We start from the raw sequence: 16,787 nt of genomic DNA, 5'->3' as shown, positions 1-16,787 counted from the left end.
CGCGTAACGCGCCCTCACAATATCAATGACATGAAATATAGAAATCTTATTTTAACAGCATTATTTACAGTCAGTTTTTTCACTCATGTAGGGTGTAAAGAAGAAGGTACCGGATGGACACCGGATATGATTCCGGACGATCCTGTTGTGGAAGAACCGGAAGATACGGAATACCATCAATACAAAGCTCCTCTCTATTGGAGTGTGTATGAATATTGTAAAAAACTGGAGGATGCCGGTCAACAGAAGATAGATATGAGTGAAGGCACGTGGCAAATGGTCATCGATTTTGTTGCCGAACACATGAAACCATACGGATTCGATATGATTTGCACCGATGGATTCATTGCAATGGACGGAACTACGGAACCTTGCGAGGGAGGATATATGACCCGATACGGTGATATGCGGTTGGATAAACTGGCTGCTATGTGCAAGGCTAAAGGATTGAAACTGGGTGTGTACGACAATCCTCTTTGGATACATGGCCCGCACGACATGTTGGTGAAAGGTACCAATATACCTCTCGGCGATCTTTTGTATAAACAGGGAGAAGACGAGGTTAAGCACCCGGAAGCATCCGATCTCTTTCCATGGCTGGTAGCTTCGCACAACGGTGCTAAGGAGTACATTGACGGATTCTTTGAATATTTCAAGAACATGGGCGTGGACTATATCCGTATGGACTTCCTCAGTTGGTATGAAGACGGATATGACAGATATATGGGAACTTCCGGACGTGGATATGGCCGTGAGGAATACCGACTGGCGCTGAAGTACATCTGTGAAGCAGCTCATAAGTACGGTGTCTTTGCTTCTTTGGTAATGCCTCATTTATATCAAGATGCGGAAATTGAAAAAGAATACGGTCACATGGTGCGCATCGTATCAGACACTTCTATGGGAGGCTGGGAACATTTTTCACGTGGCTCGCGAGGTACGGTGTATCAAGAATGGCCCAATTGTATGAATATGTTTGATGGATTTGTACATTGGTCGCACATCAGTGGACGGGGCAAAGTGATTTTGGATGGTGACTTTACCCGCTTGAATACTTTCTTCGGAGAAGGAGAGAAGCAAAGTGTTATCTCTTTGCAGCTTATGGCTGGCGGCCCCATAGCCATTACCGACATGCCGGGAGACAGTTTCAGCCTGGATGATTTGAAATATATTCAGAATCGGGAAATATTGGCACTCAATAGTGATGCTTTTGTGGGGAAACCGCTGAGCGACACGGGAGGAAGCTGGGATCCGAAAACACAAATCTGGTGGGGACAAATGAAAAACGGCGATTATATTGTGGGTTTGTTCAATCGGGAAGATGATAGGCAAAATCGTACTATCGACTTCAGCGAGATTGGCATTGAAGGAGAGATGAATGTGCGCGACCTATGGAAACAACTGGATGAAGGAACAGCCTCACAGATAAGCGTTGATTTGGAAGCACACTCTTGTAAAATCGTAAAACTGACTCGATAAAAGCTTTAAGCAATTCAGTTACAAAAAAACAGATCATTTGTCATGAAGAAATTATTATTAGGAATCAGCCTGTTATTTGCCACGTTGGTGGTAAATGCAGAAGAAGTAACTTCTCCGTCCGGACAATTAAAACTGGAGTTCTCGCTCAATGAAAAAGGCGTTCCCACTTATCGGATTACTTACAAAGGAATAGCTGTTGTCAATCCCAGCACGTTGGGAATCGAACTGAACGAAGAAAATTCGCTGATGGATTCTTTCCGAATCAACAACAGCACCACTTCCACGTTCGATGAGACATGGGAACCGGTATGGGGAGAAAACAGTCACATCCGCAATCACTATAATGAACTCTTTGTAGAATTGGAAAAACCGTCAAACGGGCGTTTCATGAATCTGCGTTTTCGCGTATATGACGATGGGGTAGGTTTCCGTTACGAATTCCCTCAGCAGCAATATCTGCCTTACTTCATCGTAAAAGAGGAGCATACACAGTTTGCTATGGCAGGCGACCACACTGCATGGTGGATTCCGGGAGATTACGATACACAAGAATATGATTATACGGAGTCTAAACTTTCCGAAATCCGCGGGTTGCTGCAAGGCGCTGTCAGCGGTAATGCTTCGCAGTCTGTTTTCTCGCCTACCGGTGTGCAGACTTCCCTTCAGATGAAAACGGCCGAAGGACTTTATATCAATTTGCACGAGGCTGCGTTGGTTGATTATTCATGCATGCATCTTAATCTGGATGATAAGAATTTAATATTCGAATCATGGCTGACTCCGGATGCGGTAGGAAACAAAGCATATATGCAGAGTCCTTGCCATACTCCTTGGCGTACGGTGATGGTGAGTGACGACGCACGGAAGATATTGGCATCGAATCTTATTCTTAACCTGAATGAGCCTTGTAAATATGAAGATACTTCTTGGATTAAGCCGGTGAAGTATATCGGTGTGTGGTGGGAAATGATTGCCGGTGGAAAGCCATGGGCGTATACTTGGGATATTCCTTCGGTGAAACTCGATGAAACGGATTATACCGGGGTGAAACCCAACGGGGTTCATCCGGCTAACAATGCTAATGTAAAGAAGTATATTGATTTTGCCGCCGAACATGGCTTCGACCAAGTATTGGTGGAAGGCTGGAATATTGGTTGGGAAGATTGGTTTGGCAATTCTAAAGATTATGTTTTCGACTTCCAAACTCCTTATCCCGATTTTGATATTAAAATGCTGAATGAATATGCTCATTCAAAAGGGGTGAAACTGATGATGCACCACGAAACATCATCCTCTGTACGTAACTACGAACGGCATATGGAAGCGGCTTATCAGCTGATGAATAAATATGGATATAACTCGGTCAAGAGTGGTTATGTGGGGAATATGATTCCCCGCGGAGAACATCATTACGGACAGTGGCTTAATAATCATTATCTGTATGCTGTGACTGAAGCTGCGAAGCATCGTATCATGGTTAATGCCCATGAGGCAGTACGTCCTACGGGACTTTGCCGCACGTATCCAAACCTGATTGGTAATGAGTCTGCCAGAGGTACGGAATACGAGGCTTTTGCCGGTAACAAACCTTTTCATACCACTGTGCTTCCGTTTACTCGTCTGCAAGGCGGTCCGATGGATTATACCCCTGGTATTTTCGAAATGGATATGAATAAATTGAATCCCAACAGTCATTCTCATGTAAACTCCACCCTTGCGCGTCAACTGGCATTGTATATCACTATGTATAGCCCTTTGCAAATGGCTGCCGACCTTCCGGAGAATTACGAACGTTTTATGGATGCTTTTCAGTTCATCAAGGATGTAGCGGTAGATTGGGATGAAAGCCGTTATCTTGAAGCCGAACCGGGACGTTATATTGTGGTTGCCCGTAAGGCTAAGGGAACGGATAATTGGTTTGTAGGCTGCACCAGTAACGAGGACGGTCATATTTCAGCATTGAAGTTGGACTTCCTTGATAAGGATAAGAAGTATATTGCCACTGTCTATGAAGACAGTAAGGATGCCCATTATCGAACTAATCCTCAAGCTTATACCATTCGGAAAGGAATTGTATCGGCCAAATCTGTATTGAAAATGAAAGCAGCGCCGGGTGGCGGTTATGCTATCAGTATCATGGAAATTACGGATAAGGCTGCAATGAAAGGAGTGAAGAATCTGAAATAATATTTTAATTGAAACATTGAATGCCCAATGAATGGATTTAAGAAATCTTCTTCTCAAAAGAAACCCTTGTTGCAAGGGTTTCTTTTGAATTTTAAAAAGGGGAAAACAATTATTTGTTTGGTTGCCCTACTAATGCTGGCAACCGCAAAGACTTCAGCGTCCGATAATAATCCGGTTGCCAATCCTGAAGCGGTGGTGATTTGCGGAAAAGCGCGCTTCACTGTTCTTACACCGGAGATGATTCGCATTGAATACAGTGCTAAAGGTATATTTGAGGACCAAGCTACGTTTACCGTAACCAATCGTAGACTGAAGGTGCCACGTTTCAGGAAGAGAGAAGACAATACGTATTTGTATATAGTTACCGATAAGGTAAGGTTGAAATATCGCAAAAGTACAAATCCGGTGACAACTCCTGCGTCTCCTGAAAATCTGACCATAACTATCGATAACAATGGATGTGAGTCTGTGTGGTATCCCGGTAAATCAGATTCGTTGAATCTTAAAGGTACCTGCCGCACTCTTGACGGAAGTAATGGAGATAATAAGCGTGCCGAAATGGAGAACGGATTGATATCACGTTCCGGATGGGCTGTCATAGACGATTCATGGGCTGCCATACGCTCTGACGGTGGGCGTTCTTATGCTCTCCGGCCCAATGCGGATATGGAGTTTGACTGGTGGGCGGAACGCTCCGATACGGATGCTCTTGACATCTATTATCTGGGTTATGGTAATGATTATAAGAAAGCTATTTCCGACTACACTAAAATTGCGGGTAAGATACCATTGCCGCCCGATTATGTATTCGGATATTGGTATAGCAAATACTCTGCTTATTCGGCAGATGACTACCGCCGGATTATGTCTGAAATCAAGGATAATAAGATTCCTGCCGATGTAATGATTCTGGATATGGATTGGCACTGGAACGTAGGAAATGGACAATCCGGAGATAAAGGTGGTTGGACAGGATGGTCGTGGAATACCAATCTGATTCCGAATCCTAAGGGCTTGCTCCGGAATATCCATGATAATAATTTTAAGATTGCCCTTAATCTTCATCCTGCCGACGGTATAAACAAGAATGAATCGCCTGTCTATTTCGCGGCAATGAACTCGGAACTTAACGGTAAGTATCTTAACGACAAAAAAGATAATATCTCTTGGAGCATTGACTATACGGATTTTACAAAATCATTCTTTAAAAATATCATCCGTAATCACGAAAGTGAGGGAGTTGACTTCTGGTGGATTGACTGGCAGCAACATCTTACAAGCAATGATACTTACGGATTGAGTGAAACATTCTGGTGCAATCATATATTCTTTAACGATATGGTGAGAAAACGTACAGACCGCAGACCTGTAATTTTCCACCGTTGGGGAGGATTGGGAAGCCACCGTTATCAGATTGGTTTTTCGGGTGATGCTTTGATAAATTTCCCAACCTTGGCTTTTCAGCCTTATTTTACGGCTACAGCCTCAAATGTGGGATATGGCTATTGGGGACATGATTTAGGAGGACATGCTTTTACAGATGAGGTTACGGTAAATAATCCGGAACTACTTCTTCGCTGGATTCAATTTGGAGTGTTTACTCCTATCTTTCGTACCCATGCCACTAACGACTCACGTATAGAACGTCGTATATGGAAATTTAGTAATTTTCCGATAATGCTCAAAGCTGTGCGTTTACGTTACTCGTTATTTCCATACATTTATACGATGGCTCGTAAAACATATGATACAGGGATTTCTATTTGTCGTCCACTTTATTATGAATATCCTAATGCAGAGGAGGCATATCTTTATGAGGGAGAGTACTTTTTTGGTGATGATATTTTGGTGGCTCCTATTACTGAAGCTTCCGAAAACGGTAAAAGTACCAAAACTATTTGGTTCCCTGAAGGGAAATGGTGGAGTGTGGCTACAAATGAATTGATTGAAGGACCATGCAGAAAAACAATGTGTTTTACGCAGGAACAAATTCCGTATTTCTTTAAACAAGGTGCAATTATTCCTTATAATCCTCCTACTGTAATGAATGTGACAGAACGTCCCGGACATCTGATTTTAAACTTCGTGTCAGGTTGCAAGGGTGAGGGGGTATTGTATGAAGATGATGGTGATAATAATGATTATAGTACCGTTTTTGCAACAACAATCTTAAGACAATCATTCAAAAATAATAAAGGAGAATATGTCATTACTCCTCGTCAGGGAATTTATACGAACGGTGTCAATGCTCGTTCATATACTTTTCGTATCTATAATACGACGCAACCTGTAGCGGTAAAAGTGAATGGAGTGGAAACTTCTAATTATTCTTATGACGTAAAAAGAAAATGTACGAACATTGATATACCTTGCACTGACTGTACAACCGAAGTAAAGGTCCGTGTCGTTTATTCCAAATAAATGAATTTATAAAAAGAAAGATAGTTATGAAAATAATAATAGCAGCCTTTCTGCTTTTATCGTGCTTTATGGCAAAAGCAGAAAGCATCTCTTCTCCGTCGGGCAATATTACACTTGAGTTTTCAATAAATGAGAGAGGAATCCCAACTTATCAGGTAACTTATAAGGGCATTCCTGTGATTAAGCCTAGTACACTAGGGATTGAATTGAACGAAGAAAATTCGTTAATGGATTCTTTCCGGATAAATAATACATCTACATTGACTTTTGATGAGACTTGGGAACCTGTATGGGGAGAAAACAGTCATATCCGTAACCGCTATAATGAACTTTTTGTGGAATTGGAGAAACCATCGAACGGACGCTTCATGAATCTCCGTTTTCGTGTGTATGATGACGGCGTGGGATTCCGCTATGAGTTCCCTTCGCAACAATATTTGCCCTACTTCGTTGTGAAAAAAGAACATACTCAATTTGCCATGACCGGTGATCATACAGCTTGGTGGATTCCGGGAGATTATGATACACAAGAATATGACTATACCGAGTCGAAACTGTCAGAAATTCGTAGTTTGCTGAGCGGTGCTGTTGACGGGAACCTGTCGCAAAGTATTTTTTCATCCACAGGCGTACAGACTTCCTTGCAGATGAAGACAGCCGAAGGTCTTTACATCAACCTGCATGAGGCTGCTTTGGTGGATTATTCTTGCATGCATTTAGTCCTAGATGACAAGAATTTTGTATTTACTTCGCAACTTACTCCTGATGCACAAGGAAATATGGCTTATATGCAGACTCCTTGCCGTACTCCCTGGCGTACTGTCATGGTGAGTGATGATGCACGCGATATTCTTGCTTCAAACCTTATCTTGAATTTGAATGAACCTTGCAAATACAAAGATACCTCCTGGATTAAACCGGTGAAATATATCGGTGTATGGTGGGAAATGATTGCCGGTGGAAAGCCTTGGGCATATACCTGGGATGTACCTTCTGTGAGATTAGGAGAAACGGATTATAATAAGGTCAAGCCCAACGGACAACACCCGGCTAATAATGAGAACGTAAAAAAATACATAGACTTTGCTGCTAAGCATGGATTCGACCAAGTGTTGGTGGAAGGATGGAATATCGGGTGGGAAGACTGGTTTGGCCATTCCAAAGATTACGTGTTTGACTTTGTGACTCCTTACCCGGATTTTGATATCAAGATGCTGAACGAGTATGCCCAGTCTAAAGGGGTGAAACTAATGATGCATCATGAAACATCGGCTTCTATCCGTAACTATGAACGTCATATGGAAGCCGCTTATCAATTGATGAACGATTATGGATATAATGCTGTGAAGAGTGGATATGTGGGCAATATGATTCCGCGTGGCGAACATCATTATGGACAATGGTTGAACAACCACTATCTATATGCCGTAACCGAGGCTGCCAAACACCATATCATGGTAAACGCACATGAAGCCGTACGTCCTACCGGACTGTGCCGTACATATCCGAACTTGATCGGCAACGAATCCGCTCGTGGTACGGAATATGAGGCGTTTAGTGGAAACAAACCGTTTCATACTACCGTCTTACCGTTTACCCGCCTGCAAGGTGGTCCTATGGATTACACTCCGGGAATCTTTGAAATGGATATGAGTAAACTCAATCCAAATAGTAAATCACACGTGAACTCCACACTTGCCCGCCAACTCGCGCTTTATGTCACCATGTATAGTCCGCTCCAAATGGCAGCCGATATACCAGAAAACTACGAACGGTTCATGGATGCTTTCCAATTTATCAAGGATGTACCTGTGGATTGGGATGAGAGTAAATATTTGGAAGCCGAACCAGGACGCTATATTGTAGTGGCACGTAAAGCAAAAGGTTCAAATAATTGGTTCATAGGTTGTACCAGTGGTGAAGAAGGACATTTATCCACGCTGAAACTTGATTTTCTTGACAATGACAAGAAATACATTGCAACTGTTTATGAAGATGGTAAAGATGCGCATTATCGGAACAATCCGCAATCTTATGGCATTCGTAAAGGTATTGTAACTGCCAAATCGGTCTTAAAGATGAAAGCTGTGGCAGGTGGTGGCTACGCCATCAGTATTATTGAAATAACTGATAAAACTGTTCTGAGAGGCTTGAAGAATTTGAAATAATTTATAAATATTTATTAAATAATCCTTGCGTAAGTTGTGCTAAAACCTAGGTAGGGATTATTTTTGTATTTATATTACAGGCCAGTAATTGATTTACAGGTTCGGATGATGTATAATCATGTGGTTAAAGTTAAAAAAAACGGTTATGTCATTTAGGGCCTACTGTCAACCTTTATTATCTATCAGTTCCGCCGGAATGAAAAGGGGCTGGTGACGTATATCGTTTGACGGAAAATAGTTATATCGACTTGCTGGACCTTTCCACTCATGCGGAGATTGCCGTCACATGGGATGATGACAACCTGAAAGAATACAGCCGCAAATGCCATAGGGGCTGTGACAATCTGCAACTTCTGAAAGAATATGTTCATACTCCGTTACAGAAAAAGCATATTGATTCGTTGTGTCTTCTTCTTTGGAATAAAGAACTACTTCTTTCCAAAGCGATGCATACTTTCGAGGAATTGCAGGGTATAGGTGATATAGTACAGGAAAGTATCCCGTCCATTGTATCAATAGCTCGGAAACAAGCTGTGCAGCAAAAGAAAAATGTAAACGATAATCCTTGTCCGCTTTCTCTTCAACTGGGACAACAATACGTATGCTCCGTTCCTTTAAATGGAAGGAGCATTTTGGGGCAGGCTGAAAGACAGGAACGGCTGCTGGTATAGATGGACACCTATACACTGGCAGCGTGGAACTGAACGAAAGAATGAGCATAGTTCCCGAATTCGAACGGGAGAGCAACGAACATTTTACTGAACATTACCGGGCCTTTATCCTTGAATGGGACAATTCCTACTATATGGTAGCCAGCTTTGCCCTGTTTGTTTTATTGCTGGCGGTAGTTTCACAAATGGACAGACTAGGTATTGCGGCTATCATGGAAGGTGAGGAATATGTTGAGGAAATGCTAGATATTTTTATAGAAGACACTACGAAGGAACTTTCTGAAATGCGGGATGCTTCTTCCATGAGAAATTATGTGAAGTTGGAAAATATCATACACGAGACCGCACCGCTTTGGGAAATGATCCATATAAACATTTCTCGATGTGAACTGAAAGGAACGATCGCCATGCCTTCTGAAAAATGGAGCGGGATATCGGACGAAAGAATAGAAAAACTGATTGAGGCCGTGGAACAGGCCGTAGAGAAAGTAAAAAAATAAAGGAAAAAACATATGGAAACCGTATTGGTAGTGGAAGATGACCGCGCGTATGCGCGTATCACCACAAACTGGCTGGTGAAAAACGGTATCAATGCCCGTTATGTATTATCGGTGGATTCGGCGAAGGGCTTTTTGGAAGGCTATGAGGTAGATCTGGTATTGTCGGATTTACGCCTGAATAACAGTAACGGTGTGGAACTGTTAGAATGGATGAAGGCACAGGGCTATCGTATGCCTTTCCTCATCATGACAGGCTACGGAGATATCCTCAGTGCGGTGGAAGCGATGAAGAAAGGTGCCGCAGACTATCTACCAAAACCTGTTCAGACGGAAAGGGTACTTGGTATTATCCGTGGGTTGTTGGACTGTGGAAATAGAAAGAAAGTCAAAGGATGGGCTTTTTACGTTGGTAAAAGTCCTCTAGCGGTGAAACTTCAGAACATTGTGCGTGTGGTGGCTCCTGCCGACAGCTTGTCCATACTGATACGTGGCGCATCAGGGACAGGCAAGGAATATGTGGCCCGGCAGATACATGTGTTGAGCGGTCGGTCGGATGCATCTTTCATCGCAGTGGATTGCGGGGTGCTTCCGAAGGAACTGGCGGCATCGGAACTGTTCGGTTATGTGAAGGGTGCCTTTACCGGAGCGACGGAAAACAAGACGGGCATGTTTGCCGCTGCCAACCATGGAACACTGTTTCTGGACGAGGTGGGCAATCTGAATGCCGAAGTACAAAGGGCACTGTTGCGTGCCTTACAGGAAAAACGTTACCGCCCCGTAGGCGGTAAAGAGGAGATTCAGACAGATATCCGTCTGGTAGCCGCTACCAATGAGGATCTGGAGAAGGCGATAGCCGAAGGACGTTTCCGGGAAGACCTGTTCCATCGTCTGAACGAATTTCCGGTGCATGTACCATTGCTGGCAGAGTGCATTGAGGATATAATTCCGTTGGCGGAATTCATGCTGGATGCCGCCAACCGGGAATTGGGAAGGAGTGTGAAAGGCTTTGACCGCGAAGTACAGAAACGGTTGAAATCTTATTCGTGGCCGGGAAACATACGGGAACTGAGGATGGTTGTCAGACGGGCCACCTTATTGGCTAAAGATGACTGGATAACCACCGGGGAGATAGACATTCCCGATAAAGGCAGGCAACCGGGAGAGTATTCACTTAATGACGAGCGGACGGAACGGGCAACCATTCTGAAAGCATTGGAGGCAACGGGCAATGACAGGAAAGCTGCCGCACGGTTATTGGGCATCAGCCGGAGCACGCTTTATCTGAAACTGAGGAAGTATCGTCTGGATTAGAATATGTCCGAAATTCGGACACATCATGTCCAATCCACAATGCTTTTATGTACACATCATTTTTACTACTTTCTATATGGTTTATTTCCAATGTTTTATCTGTGTACTGTTTCAGGCATGGCACTTGTCTTTATTCCGGCAGGATGAGTGGAGAGTTGAATTGTGGAACCTAAAAACATGATACGATGAAGACATTGGTGGAAACCTCTCTTTTTAATCTGTTCGCCTCTTATACAAACGGTGCCGGACCTGTGGCAGGTGAGTTGCCGGCCGCCTATGACGATTTCGTGAACTGCCTTGCTACGCTTTCACCGGCAGGGGACCTGACGGGACAGCTACGTTGTCTGAACTACACAAAAATAGAGCTGGCCTTTATGCGGCAGGCCTGCAACGGAATGGCTGAAGATTGCCGCAATATCCTGTATGACGTGTTTATTGACAAGACGTTGGCGTTGCTGGATGCGGAAGCGGAAATACTGAAGGAGATGCTCCGTCATGGTACCGTGTCTGCCGGATTCCATGCGGAAGCAGTGCGGGGGAGCGGAAGCAAAAGTTCCGTCACACTGACATGGAACGGTACGGACAGCGACCTGATTGAACTGGTGGCCGCACTGATGGCAGCCGGTGCGATAGGTACGGCTGAAGGCCGGAATTTGAAAATTGTGGATGTTATCCGCGTTTTCGAGGAAGTGTTCCATCTGAAAATCAATGCGCTGTACACCAAGCGTGGCAAGGTGTTCGACCGTTGTACGGACACCACTCCGTTCATCGACTCCCTGCGCAAAAGTTATAACCGGATGCTGGACGCACGGCTGGCGTAAAGGTTGTACGCCAACAGCCGCCAACGGATGACTCGTATGTATGAGGTATTGCAGATTGGCGGCTGAATGCTTTTCTTTGTCACCGGTTATCATGTCTAAAAATACAAGCTATGTCAATCCTGAATGATATTTGGAACCGCATTGTCCGGAAACCGGACAGGCGGAAAGCGGCGGTAACGGAAACTTCCGGGACGGAAAACCGGGTATATGCGGTGGTTACGGAAGAGGGCGTGATACTGTTTTCCGACACCCCCAAGGGTATGAAGGCACGGAACAGCTATCTGCAACATCTGGCCGACGGCTTCTTCAACGTGACCAAAGTACCCGAAACTTTGCGGATATATGAGATTGACCTGCCTACCAAACGGGTGGCTGGGCTGGCGGACAACTGCATCGAAAAGCTGTCCAAAGCGGATGTGCGAAGTACAGAGGCACAATTGCGCAGGTCGGTGGTGAACTTCACCTCCGACAAGTTTGCGGATAGAAGTGTGCTGGACGGCGGGGTGTGCAGGGCAAAGTTCGACCTGCGGCCCGATTTCCATAACTTCGACCGGCTGACAAAAGAATTCGGTTTGGGTATCTCGCCCCGGAACTATGATGTAGCGTCATTGCTGTATATTTCGGAAAACGGGTACGCCGGGATTGTTGCGGCAGACAAGGTGCATCCGTTCAGCTATGAGTATGAGTTCAGGGAACTGGCGGAGAAGCTGGGAGACAGCATGAGGGCACGGATGAACGCGCCTTTGTCGGCACACGACTTCGGCTATGCGGCCTTACAGAAAGAGGCAAAGGAGATGGCGGTGGATTTGTTACAATCGGAGTTCCATATTACGGATGGAGAGTTCAGGTTGGGCGCACGGATAAGCCGAATAGAAAGGATGGAAATGTCACATCCGGTGTCGTATCCGCATTCGGAAGAGGAACAGACCGGCGGGTTACCGGAAACATACTACAGGCAGGAAGCTCCTGAACAGCGGATGTCTGACAGCCAACGGCAGGTGAAGCATGCAGCTTCCATTACCCCACAGAAGAAGGAGAAGAAACAATTAATCCTATAGAATCTATGGAAGAAAAGAAAAAGCAAGCGGTGGAAAGCGGCAGTCTGTATATGACATTGGACGCCTTTTACAGACCCGTGTATCTGAGTATGCGCGGACAGGGGGAAGAGGGATTTTCCCGTTATATCAGTAACAACGTGCGGTCTCATACGACCGGTCGGGAATTTATTCCCGACCACTGAATGTTCCGTTTCGACTTTAAAGACAAAAGTCTGATTCCTCCCATATTCGGTACGGACAATGCGGATTATCTGGAACGGCTCTGTCCTGTACTGGAACGGGAGAATATATATCCGTCGGGGGTGGTGAGACTCCGGGATGCGGCATTCTGTGAGGAACGGGGGATTGTACATCTGTCATTATCAGCGGAACATACGGCTTTGCTGGAAAATGAGGATTACAGGCGGCTGCGACATCGTTTCGGAATGGACGGGGATGTGATACGCAGCGGGCTGGCTGCTTTTCCCACCTACATGGCGGTGGAACACGGGCGGAAGGTATTGCTGTTTGACAAGACAGACGGTGGGGACAGGATGCTGGATGAGTTTCTGAGTGGGCTGGCCGAACGTTTTTTTGACGGCAAGCGGAAACCTGAGAGCTTGAGGTTTTATGAGGTGGCTCCGCTGAATGCCGCATGCCGGGCAAAAATAGGTGACGGGCAGACGGTTTCTTCGGATATGGTGAGATATGGGATTTGTGTGGCATGTTGCGACATGGCACCTACGCTGAGGAACTTTAACAGGCTGAGAAATTTGCAACGGTAGCCTATGCCGCTGACCGGAGAACAGGAACGGATAGTCTCGTCACTGGTGGCACGACCGGATAATGTACGGTTCCCGAACGTGGAAATGAGGGTGCGGATTCCGGCAAAGAGAAAAGGACAAGGAATGAACATTTAATTTTTTGATGAATGGAAAAAGAGAATACGAACAGTGGCAGTGTGTATGTCACAGTGGACGGACATCTCAACCCGGTGCATGTCAGTATGAAAGGTACGGGTGAGGAAGGTTTTCTGGAGTTTATGCTGGAAGATGTGGAGAAAGCGCTCAAGGAAACGGAAATGCCTACCATGGGCATGATGTACTATAATGTGCCTGATATGAGGATTATTCCGCGTTTGCGGGAAGGGAATAATGATGATTATCTGCGAAGACTGGAAAAGGCGATGGACGGACATGGGATTAAGCCGCATAGATACCTGGCTCTGTCGGAAGTAGTGTATTGCCTGTGAAAGTACATGGACCCGCTTTCAAGGGACGAGAACTATCCCCGACAACTTACACCGGAGATGTGGCGGGAGATAAAGTCCGCACCACCCGAAGTGATAGCGGAGATGCAGGATGATTTGAAGCATGGGAACACGTATTATACAGGTGTTGAGACGGGTAAAGGGGTGCTGCTGTTCGGTAGGGATTACGTAGGAAACCGTCAATACGGGGATTTTATGGCAACGAATATAGAGAAGCGTTTCTTTGAACCGGACTTTGATGAAAAGTATCTGAATGTGTATGAGTTACGGGGATGGCCTTCATTGATGGAAGGGAAAGTAAACCGCTGTTGCGATGATTACGGCTGTTTGTTGCCGTTGGAGAAGATTCCGGCAGATGCTTTTGTGGACAAATCGGCATTGAAAAGTATAACGGACAGTGAGCGTTATGATCTTGCTCCTACATGGGAGAACTATTATAGGCTGACTGATTCCGGAAAGGGGCTGGGCCTTACTCGGAGTCCGTATAATTATGACCGGATGACACTGCTGTATATCATGGATAAGGGCTATCCGAGAGACGGACTGATAGATGAATACCCGGACAACTTCAGTTTTTGCGATAAATTCGAGAAGATAGAAAACAAGCTGCTGGGCCGCAACAGATGGGATGTGTATGATGTGATGCAGGATAGGGCGAAGAAACTGGCAGGGAAATTGTTGAAAGAGCACTTTCCGGAAATACGGCAGAAAGCGGACATGAAGGAAAAGGCGGCTGTGCGGAAAAGCAAAGGCATGAAGATGTAGGATTATGGAAAACAAGTAAGGGGATGGAAGGCCCGTTGCCGCATAGATGCAGGTGACGGGCCCTTCTCTTTTATCGTTGGATACGCCAATGCACGCCAACGGAAGACTCTGATACGATCTGTTTGGATAGGATATAGGATATGCTTTACTTTGCCTCATATTCAGAAACTTAAAAAGAATTTTAGTATGGAACTGACAATTATTGAAACAAGCGCGTATCAGGAGTTGAGAAAACTGGTCAGCACGCTGGCCGTACAAATGAGTGACTTCCAGAAAAAGATTGCACCGCCTGCGCCGGACAAGTGAATGGATGCGCAGGACGTATGTCTGGCTTTGGGCATATCGAAACGGTGCCTGCAAAACTACCGGGACAACGGGCTAATCCCCCACTCGAACGTAGGGGGAAAATTCTTCTACCGGGAAACGGATATTCAGGAGATACTGGAAAACGGACTGTTCAAAAGGAAGTAAGGTATGGCGGAGATTATCACAAGGGATTCGGAAGAGTTCAAGGAACTGGCCGGATGGATAAAAAAAGCGGGGAAAGCGGTGGAAGAGGCTACGGCACGGATACGCCCGACGGTTGCGGACGAGCATTACATGACGGGGGATGAGATATGCACCCTATTGCATATCTCACGACGGACGTTGCAGACGTTGAGAGACGAAAGGCTGGTGCCTTATACCACTATCGGGGGGAAACTGCTCTACCCGGAGAGTGCCCTATACGAAGTGTTGAAAAAAAATTACAGAGATTTCAGACGGTTCAGAAAATAGACAAGTAGGTAATAAAAAAGCGTCCTTCGGCCTATCGGCTTCCGGACGCTTTTTTTATTGTCGTGTTACATGGCAAGTTTGTAAACGTGACCGATTTTCTCGCAAATTCTGTCGGTGTCCTCGCCTACCTTCGGGTTAATCAGTTCGGCATAAACCTGCGTGGAGAGGATGGACTTATGCCCCAACACTTTCTGAAGGGTTTCCAACGGCATCCCCTTGAGTATGGCTAGAACGGCAAACGTGTGGCGTGCTACATGCGGGGTGACCTCGACCCGGCAGTTGCATTTCCTGCCTATGATTCCAAGACTGAGCCGCATGGCATTGTATTCACCTACCGGAAAGACACATTCGGGAGAGTCTTTCTTTTCATCCGTACCCCGGTATTTTTCAATCAGCTCGATGGCAATGGGCAACAATTTTACGACATACGCCACTCCCGTTTTTATACGGTTGCCCATCAGCCATGTACCGCCGTCGGAGTCAGTATGAATATTATCGTAGGTTATAGTTTTCAGGTCTGCGTAGGAAAGACCGGTGAAACACATGAACAGGAACATGTCGCGCATGGCACGCTGGCGTTTGTATCTCAGTTCCAGACGGATTATCCTTTGCAGTTCCTCTTCGGAAAGGAAGGATCGCCTCTTGTATTCGGGCATACACTCGAATGATGCGAACGGATGAACTCGTATCCAGCCTTTTTCCTGCGCGATATACATCAGCCATTTCAAGGTATTGACACGCCCGAAGGCAGTGGAGTTCGCCAAAGCACAGGTACCGAGCATCCAGTTGTAGTAATCCTCGATGAATGATTTCTCAAGTTCTTCGATGACAATATCCTCTGTATTCTTCTTGCTTTTCATGAAAAGCAGGAGATTCTTGTAATCGGCAACCAGACCGCGATAAGTGCTTTCGGCTTTCTCTATGCCGACTTTCTTTTTATACGATTCCAACTGTTCCCTGAAAAGGTTCATAAGGGTATGGCATTCCTCTGAGAAACCGGCATAGCGGTTGTAGACTTTCTTAGCCGTGACAAAATTGTCGTGGTCGCAGATATACTGGTAGTGCCTGGTGATTTGTGCCTTGATATTGTCAAGTTCCTGATTGAGTGTGCGGGCTTCTTCGGACTTGCCTCTGGCCCGGTTGGCTTTGACATCCCACAATGCGAGGGATACTTCTTTCTTACAACTGAAACCGGCTTGGGTTCCATTGATGGTGATACGGCCCATTATCGGTGCCTTTCCGTTTTTTACAGACTGTTTCTTCACGTAAAATAATACTTTGAATGTACTTTTCATAACTCAACTTTTTTTAGTTACAAATTTAATTACTATTGAGTTATTTAAGATTATGCAAATTTGCGCAAGTTACTGTAATATAGCA

General features: G+C 45.3%; 12 protein-coding genes and 2 pseudogenes. 13 read left to right on the top strand and 1 reads right to left on the bottom strand.

Annotation, left to right across the window (positions count from 1 at the left end):
* The first annotated feature begins 30 nt into the window (after positions 1-30).
* The 13 genes and pseudogenes from K8P02_RS14300 (at position 31) to K8P02_RS14230 (ending at position 15,407) form a co-directional block, all read left to right on the top strand.
* Positions 31-1,479 (top strand): glucan 1,6-alpha-isomaltosidase, encoded by a 1,449-nt coding sequence (locus tag K8P02_RS14300; RefSeq protein WP_223381411.1) that lies wholly within the window; start codon positions 31-33, stop codon positions 1,477-1,479.
* A gap of 42 nt (positions 1,480-1,521) precedes the next feature.
* Positions 1,522-3,666, top strand: a complete 2,145-nt coding sequence (locus tag K8P02_RS14295; protein ID WP_025868032.1) for a glycoside hydrolase family 97 protein — start codon at positions 1,522-1,524, stop codon at positions 3,664-3,666.
* A 27-nt stretch (positions 3,667-3,693) separates the two neighbouring features.
* Positions 3,694-6,087, top strand: a complete 2,394-nt coding sequence (locus tag K8P02_RS14290; protein WP_223381409.1) for a glycoside hydrolase family 31 protein — start codon at positions 3,694-3,696, stop codon at positions 6,085-6,087.
* 26 nt (positions 6,088-6,113) lie between these two features.
* Positions 6,114-8,255 (top strand): glycoside hydrolase family 97 protein, encoded by a 2,142-nt coding sequence (locus K8P02_RS14285; RefSeq protein WP_044158533.1) that lies wholly within the window; start codon positions 6,114-6,116, stop codon positions 8,253-8,255.
* Positions 8,256-8,417: 162 nt separating this feature from the next.
* Positions 8,418-9,467 (top strand): annotated as a pseudogene (locus tag K8P02_RS21910) (hypothetical protein).
* Positions 9,439-10,737, top strand: coding sequence for a sigma-54-dependent transcriptional regulator (locus tag K8P02_RS14270; protein WP_223381404.1), 1,299 nt, complete (start codon positions 9,439-9,441; stop codon positions 10,735-10,737). Before K8P02_RS21910 ends, K8P02_RS14270 begins: the two are co-directional and overlap by 29 nt.
* Positions 10,738-10,922: 185 nt before the next feature.
* Entirely contained in the window at positions 10,923-11,558 is a 636-nt protein-coding gene (locus K8P02_RS14265) for an RteC domain-containing protein (RefSeq protein ID WP_025868036.1), read from the top strand.
* 110 nt (positions 11,559-11,668) lie between these two features.
* The gene (locus tag K8P02_RS14255; RefSeq protein WP_025868037.1) at positions 11,669-12,616 is read left to right on the top strand and encodes a DUF6047 family protein; all 948 of its coding nucleotides are present in this window, start codon (positions 11,669-11,671) and stop codon (positions 12,614-12,616) included.
* A gap of 182 nt (positions 12,617-12,798) precedes the next feature.
* Positions 12,799-13,515: pseudogene (locus tag K8P02_RS14250) on the top strand (DUF6047 family protein).
* An 11-nt stretch (positions 13,516-13,526) separates the two neighbouring features.
* Complete coding sequence (locus tag K8P02_RS14245; RefSeq protein ID WP_002562199.1) at positions 13,527-13,847, top strand: hypothetical protein; 321 nt, start codon at positions 13,527-13,529, stop codon at positions 13,845-13,847.
* A gap of 6 nt (positions 13,848-13,853) precedes the next feature.
* Positions 13,854-14,630 carry a DUF6047 family protein gene (locus tag K8P02_RS14240; protein ID WP_025868038.1) on the top strand — a complete coding sequence of 259 codons (777 nt, stop codon included), beginning with the start codon at positions 13,854-13,856 and terminating at the stop codon, positions 14,628-14,630.
* 306 nt (positions 14,631-14,936) lie between these two features.
* Positions 14,937-15,101: a helix-turn-helix domain-containing protein gene (locus tag K8P02_RS14235; RefSeq protein WP_081768158.1), complete on the top strand. Its 165-nt coding sequence runs from the start codon at positions 14,937-14,939 to the stop codon at positions 15,099-15,101.
* A 3-nt stretch (positions 15,102-15,104) separates the two neighbouring features.
* Positions 15,105-15,407, top strand: a complete 303-nt coding sequence (locus K8P02_RS14230) for a helix-turn-helix domain-containing protein (RefSeq protein WP_002562202.1) — start codon at positions 15,105-15,107, stop codon at positions 15,405-15,407.
* Between the two features lie 65 nt (positions 15,408-15,472).
* Here K8P02_RS14230 and K8P02_RS14225 read toward each other — a convergent pair whose 3' ends face one another.
* The gene (locus tag K8P02_RS14225; RefSeq protein WP_025868040.1) at positions 15,473-16,702 is read right to left on the bottom strand and encodes a site-specific integrase; all 1,230 of its coding nucleotides are present in this window, start codon (positions 16,700-16,702) and stop codon (positions 15,473-15,475) included.
* Positions 16,703-16,787: the final 85 nt, after the last annotated feature.

The sequence above is a fragment of the Bacteroides nordii genome, from assembly GCF_019930665.1.
In the GTDB taxonomy this organism is placed as follows: Bacteria; Bacteroidota; Bacteroidia; order Bacteroidales; family Bacteroidaceae; genus Bacteroides; species Bacteroides nordii.
Note: the sequence above shows the minus strand (reverse complement) of the source record. Positions and strands in the feature narration are given on the sequence as shown.

Excerpts from the sequence above, each read along its gene's own strand:
- K8P02_RS14270 (WP_223381404.1), top strand. The coding sequence starts at position 9,439 with ATGGAAACCGTATTGGTAGTGGAAGATGACCGCGCGTATGCGCGTATC.
- K8P02_RS14245 (WP_002562199.1), top strand. The coding sequence starts at position 13,527 with ATGGAAAAAGAGAATACGAACAGTGGCAGTGTGTATGTCACAGTGGAC.
- K8P02_RS14285 (WP_044158533.1), top strand. The coding sequence starts at position 6,114 with ATGAAAATAATAATAGCAGCCTTTCTGCTTTTATCGTGCTTTATGGCA.
- K8P02_RS14300 (WP_223381411.1), top strand. The coding sequence starts at position 31 with ATGAAATATAGAAATCTTATTTTAACAGCATTATTTACAGTCAGTTTT.
- K8P02_RS14235 (WP_081768158.1), top strand. The coding sequence starts at position 14,937 with ATGGATGCGCAGGACGTATGTCTGGCTTTGGGCATATCGAAACGGTGC.
- K8P02_RS14230 (WP_002562202.1), top strand. The coding sequence starts at position 15,105 with ATGGCGGAGATTATCACAAGGGATTCGGAAGAGTTCAAGGAACTGGCC.
- K8P02_RS14255 (WP_025868037.1), top strand. The coding sequence starts at position 11,669 with ATGTCAATCCTGAATGATATTTGGAACCGCATTGTCCGGAAACCGGAC.
- K8P02_RS14225 (WP_025868040.1), bottom strand. The coding sequence starts at position 16,702 with ATGAAAAGTACATTCAAAGTATTATTTTACGTGAAGAAACAGTCTGTA.
- K8P02_RS14240 (WP_025868038.1), top strand. The coding sequence starts at position 13,854 with ATGGACCCGCTTTCAAGGGACGAGAACTATCCCCGACAACTTACACCG.
- K8P02_RS14265 (WP_025868036.1), top strand. The coding sequence starts at position 10,923 with ATGAAGACATTGGTGGAAACCTCTCTTTTTAATCTGTTCGCCTCTTAT.
- K8P02_RS14290 (WP_223381409.1), top strand. The coding sequence starts at position 3,694 with ATGAATGGATTTAAGAAATCTTCTTCTCAAAAGAAACCCTTGTTGCAA.
- K8P02_RS14295 (WP_025868032.1), top strand. The coding sequence starts at position 1,522 with ATGAAGAAATTATTATTAGGAATCAGCCTGTTATTTGCCACGTTGGTG.